Source organism: uncultured Phenylobacterium sp. (assembly GCF_902826855.1).
GTDB lineage: Bacteria > Pseudomonadota > Alphaproteobacteria > Caulobacterales > Caulobacteraceae > Phenylobacterium.
Window position 1 is genome coordinate 1 of record NZ_CADEGK010000273.1, and the last position, 5,105, is coordinate 5,105.

The 5,105-nt window shown below is 70.1% G+C and carries 6 protein-coding genes; 3 read left to right on the forward strand and 3 right to left on the reverse strand.

The features are described from left to right. Both QZV94_RS23020 and QZV94_RS23025 read right to left on the reverse strand, forming a co-directional pair. Positions 1–949: threonine/serine dehydratase (locus QZV94_RS23020; protein ID WP_293682490.1), on the reverse strand; the 949-nt coding region annotated here is incomplete at its 3' end. Continuing rightward, positions 946–1,365 (reverse strand): VOC family protein, encoded by a 420-nt coding sequence (locus tag QZV94_RS23025; protein WP_293682492.1) that lies wholly within the window; start codon positions 1,363–1,365, stop codon positions 946–948. The genes QZV94_RS23020 and QZV94_RS23025, both read right to left, overlap by 4 nt. Before the next feature lie 143 nt (positions 1,366–1,508). On the opposite strand from QZV94_RS23025, the gene QZV94_RS23030 reads away from it, so the two are divergent. The 3 genes from QZV94_RS23030 to QZV94_RS23040 all read left to right on the forward strand — a co-directional run bounded on the left by QZV94_RS23030 (position 1,509) and on the right by QZV94_RS23040 (position 4,333). Beyond that, entirely contained in the window at positions 1,509–2,795 is a 1,287-nt protein-coding gene (locus tag QZV94_RS23030) for an adenylosuccinate synthase (protein ID WP_293682494.1), read from the forward strand. 123 nt (positions 2,796–2,918) lie between these two features. Beyond that, a complete protein-coding gene (locus QZV94_RS23035) occupies positions 2,919–3,710 on the forward strand; it encodes a response regulator (RefSeq protein ID WP_293682496.1) in 792 nt (263 codons plus the stop codon). An 86-nt stretch (positions 3,711–3,796) separates the two neighbouring features. Beyond that, positions 3,797–4,333, forward strand: coding sequence for a phage tail protein (locus tag QZV94_RS23040; protein ID WP_293682498.1), 537 nt, complete (start codon positions 3,797–3,799; stop codon positions 4,331–4,333). A gap of 20 nt (positions 4,334–4,353) precedes the next feature. Here the strand turns inward: QZV94_RS23040 and QZV94_RS23045 are convergent. Then, positions 4,354–5,105: PEPxxWA-CTERM sorting domain-containing protein (locus QZV94_RS23045; RefSeq protein WP_293682500.1), on the reverse strand; the 752-nt coding region annotated here is incomplete at its 5' end.

Genomic DNA, 5,105 nt, shown 5'->3' on the forward strand with positions numbered 1-5,105 from the left:
CCACATTGCCGCCGGACAGCACCACGGCGATGGTCCGCGCCCCGAACGTGTCGACCTTGCCCGCCAACAGCGCCGCCAGCGCCGCGCAACCGCCTGGCTCCACCACCAGCTTCAGCACCGAGAAGGCATAGCGCATCGCCTCCGCCACCTCGGCGTCGGTGACCACGCCGATGTCGGCCACGGTACGCTGTAGGATCGGGAAGGTGAGCGCGCCGGGGCAGGGGGTCTCCAGGGCGTCGCAGAGCGTTCGGCGCGTCGGCTCCACAGCCGTACGCGCACCCTTCTGCAGCGATAGGAGGGTGTCGTTGTAGAACTGCGGCTCGGCGCCCAGGATGGCCGTCGTGGGTGAAAGCGCCTTCACCGCCGTGGCGATGCCGGAGAGCAGGCCCCCGCCGCTGCAGGGGGCGATCACCGCGCCAAGGGTCACGCCCAGCGCTTGCGCCTGCCGCACCAGCTCCAGCCCGACGGTCCCCTGGCCGGCGATCACGTGCGGATCGTCGAAGGCGGGTACGACCACCGATCCGCGCTCTGCGGCGATGGCGGCGGCGATCTGCTCGCGGCTCTCGGTCAGGCGGTCGTAGAACCTGATCTCGGCGCCGTATCCTGCGGTGGCTTCAGCCTTCACCCTCGGCGCGTCGGACGGCATGACGATCAGCGCCGGAATGCCCAGCAGTTTGGCCGCCAGCGCCACGCCCTGGGCGTGGTTGCCGGACGAGAACGCCACGACGCCCCTGGCGCGCTCCTGCGGCGTCATCTGGACCAGGCGGTTGTAGGCGCCGCGGAACTTGAACGCCCCGACCCGCTGAAGGGTCTCCGGCTTGATCAGCACCCGCGCGCTCAGCCGTTCGCTCAGCGCGGCGCTCTCCAGCAGCGGCGTCTCCACGGCGACGCCGGCGATGCGCGCCGCGGCGGCCTCGATGTCGGCGAGGGTGCAAGCGAACTCGGTCATCTCGCAAACACCATGGCGTCGTCGGCGAAGGCCTTGAACTCCAGCGCGTTGCCGCTGGGGTCCAGGAGGAACATCGTCGCCTGCTCGCCGGGCTCTCCCGCAAAGCGGATGTGCGGTTCGATGACGAAGTCCGTCCCAGCCGCCTTCAGCCGCGCGGCCAGCGCCTCCCACGCGGGCAGGTCCATGAGCAACCCGAAGTGGCGCACCGGCACGTCGTGGCCGTCCACCGGGCTTGTCGATCCGCGCCCCGCCTCACCCGGCGCCAGGTGCGCCACGATCTGGTGGCCGTGGAAGTCGAAGTCGACCCACGCGTCGCTGGACCGCCCTTCCGGACAGCCCAGCAGGCCGCCGTAGAAGGCGCGCGCCTCGCCCAGGTCGCGGACCGGGAACGCCAGATGGAAGCGCGGGATGTCCATGATCCGCAGATAGCAAGCGAGAGGCCTTGAGGGCGAGGGCCACTTCGTCTAGACCGGCGCCGCAATCAGCTTCCGCGCCCCGCCGAGCACCTGTCGAAGGGCCGGGCCGCGTCCTCCCGGCAGGTCGGGGACCTGTATCTGCAATGGCCAATGTGACCGTGATCGGCGCCCAGTGGGGCGACGAGGGCAAGGGCAAGCTTGTCGACTGGCTCAGCAATCGCGCCGACGTCGTCGTCCGCTTCCAAGGGGGCCACAACGCCGGCCACACCCTGGTGGTCGGCAACCAGGTCTACAAGCTGTCGCTCCTTCCCTCCGGCGTGGTCCAGGGCAAGCTGTCGATCATCGGCAACGGCGTCGTCGTCGACCCCTGGCATCTGATCGGCGAGATCGAGACCCTGCGCGGCCAGGGCGTTCCGATCGACCCCGGGATGCTGGTGCTGGCCGACAACGCCTGCCTGATCCTGCCGATCCACCGCGACCTGGACCAGGCCCGAGAGGCGGCGGCCACGAACAAGATCGGCACCACCGGCCGCGGCATCGGGCCGGCCTATGAGGACAAGGTGGGCCGACGCGCCATCCGCGTCGCCGACCTGGCCGACCGCGAGGCGCTGGAAGCCAAGATCGACCGGCTCCTGGCCCACCACGCCCCGCTGCGTCGCGGTCTCGGCCTGCCGGAGGCCGATCCTGCGACCCTGCTGGCCGAACTCCTGGCGATGGCGCCGCAGATCCTGCCCTACGCCCAGCCCGCCTGGCTCCTGCTGGGCGAGCAGGTGAAGGCCGGAAAGCGGGTGCTGTTCGAGGGCGCCCAGGGCGCGCTGCTGGACGTCGACCACGGCACCTACCCCTATGTGACATCCTCCAACACCGTGGCCGGCCAGGCGGCGGCCGGCTCCGGCCTGGGACCCAAGGGGCCGGGCTATGTGCTAGGCATCGTCAAGGCCTACACCACCCGCGTCGGCGAAGGGCCGTTCCCCACCGAGCTCTTCGACGAGGTCGGCAAGCACCTCGGCGTCGTGGGCCGCGAGGTCGGCACCGTCACCGGCCGCTCGCGTCGCTGCGGCTGGTTCGACGCAGCCCTGGTGCGCCAGTCGGTGGCGCTGAACGGCATTGCCGGCATCGCCCTGACTAAGTTGGACGTGCTGGACGGGTTGCCGTCCCTGAAGATCTGCACCGGCTACAGGTTGGACGGCCAGGACATCGGCTACCTGCCCGCCGGCCTGAAGGCGCAGGCCGCGCTGACCCCCGTCTACGAGGAAATGGAAGGCTGGAGCGGGACCACCCAGGGCGCTCGCACCTGGAAGGACCTGCCGGCCAGCGCCGTCAAGTACGTCCGCCGGATCGAGGAACTTATCGGCGCCCCGGTGGCCCTGCTCTCCACCAGCCCCGAGCGCGACGACACCATCCTCATGCGCGACCCGTTCCAGGACTAGGACCCTTTCGCATCCTCTCGTTCTGCGGGTGGTGCGGACGGAAAGGCGTTCTTTACCGTTGCGGCGTAGCTTGGCCTCGACACGCTCGGGAAGAAGCCCTTGTTCGACGGCGACAAACGTTCAATGGATAAGATGGCGCCCAAGCTGAAGCGGGTGCTCATCGCCGATCCGCAGCCGGCCAGCGCGCGCCTGCTCACCGAGCTGATGCGCGACATCGCGCGCAGCCACGTCTGGGTCGCGCCCAACATGGATCGGGCGATGAAGATCGCCGAAACCTGCGATCCGCAGCTGATCGTGGTGGAACTGGGCCACGAGGACCTGGACGGTCTGGCCTTCACCCGCGCCGTGCGCCGCAGCCACTGGGCCTGCCGCCAGGTCCCGGTGATCACGGTGACCGGGGCGGCGACCGCCGGGGCCATCCTGGCCGCACGCGACGCCGGCGTGCACGAGTTCCTGCGCAAGCCCTATTCGATGAAGGACCTGGTCCGTCGCCTCGAGGCCGTGACGCTCCGCGACCGTGACTGGGTGGAGGGCATCGCCTACATCGGCCCCGACCGCCGCCGGTTCAACTCGGGCGAATACGCCGGGCCGCTGAAGCGCCGGACCGACGGCTCCGAGACCCCCTACCAGCAGAAGATCAACCAGGCGCTGAAGATCGTCCGCGCCGCGGTGGCCGCCTCGGAGACCGATCCGGAACAGGCGATGCGCGCCATGGTCACTCAGGCCAACGCCATCCAGTCCATCGCCACGGACTTCAAGCTGACCCTGGCGGCCTCGGAGTTCTACCGCCACCTTTCCAAGTGCGCCCATGCCGGCGGCGTGTTCACCCGCGCCGACGCCGAGAAGTGGGCCGCGCCGCTGCTCACCTTCCTGTCGAAGGACGCCGACTCCGGCCGCACCCAGGCCGCCGCCTAGCAACAGGCGCGACAGACGAGTTGACACCCGCTTCCGGCGCGGCGCCTGATTGCGCCTGCGTCTTTCGGTTGCGGGGGCTTCAACCCATGGCTCAGTTCAGCGTCAACGCGAACCGCGTCGATCCCTACAAGAGCTTCAAGTTCCGCGTGCGTTGGGACGGCAAGGTGGTGGCCGGGATCTCCAAGGTCAGCGCCCTGCGCCGCACCACCGAGGTGGTGGAGCACCGGGAGGGCGGCGATCCCTCCAGCGTCCACAAGTCGCCCGGCCGCACCCACTTCGAGCCCATCACCCTGGAGCGCGGCGTCACCCACGACCTGGAGTTCGAGCGCTGGGCCAACAAGGTGTGGAACCTGGGCGGCGGCGCCGGCTCGGAGGTCTCGCTCAAGGACTTCCGCAAGGACCTGGTGCTCGAGCTGCACAACGAGGCCGGGCAACTGGTGATGGCCTACAAGCTCTTCCGCTGCTGGCCCTCGTCCTTCGAGGCCCTGCCCGACCTGGACGCCAACGGTAACGCCGTCGCTATCCAGACCCTGGTGATCCAGAACGAGGGCTGGGAGCGCGACTACGACGTCGCCGAGCCCTCCGAGCCCGGCTTCAACGAACCGCCGACCGGTAAGGCCTGATCCGCCGCCGCGTCCCGCGGCTACGCCGTCGCGAACGAACGGTCCCGCGGCCGGCGCCTGAGCCGGGCGCCGACCGCGCCGAACCCTATGATCGCCAGCGCCCAGGTCGCGGGCTCGGGCACCGCGTCCGCGGCGAACGTGCCGAACTGCAGGTCATAGACCCCGCAGGCGTTATCGCTGTTGAAGTCGCAGGTGAACTGCGCCGAGCGGGCGCCCACCGCGCTGGTGAGGCCGCCGAACGCGCCGGGGCCGAACTGGGCCTCGCCGAGGAAGGTCCCGCTGAGGCCCGTCCCGCTGAACAGGCGGACGCGGCCAAAGTCGATGTTGTTGGAGAACGCGCCCACGCCGTTCACCGCCGTGGCGAAGTCGAAGGCGATGTGGCCGCCGAACGCCGCGCCGTTCAGGATGATGCGATCGCGCGCCGTAGGGGTCTGGAAATCGTTGCCGCCCGCCACCTGCGCGTTGAGGCCGACGGAATCGACGCCCAGGCCCGCCAGCGCCGCGGCTGGCGCCACGTCGTCCAGCCGGTATCCCGCGGCGAAACCGCCCAGCGTGTCGAAGTTGACCAGGGTGTAAGACCCGCTGAGGGCGGCCTGGAACGCACCCTGGTCGGCATAGACGGTGGCCGCCGATGCGCTGCCCCCCGCCATCAAGGCGACGACGACGGCGGCCAGCCCGGAAATGATACGCATGGCGAAACGACCCTCACGGCCGCGGACGGCGGCTCCGGAGCATTGAAGCCCCGGCGGCGGTGCCAATCCTCCCCCGATCG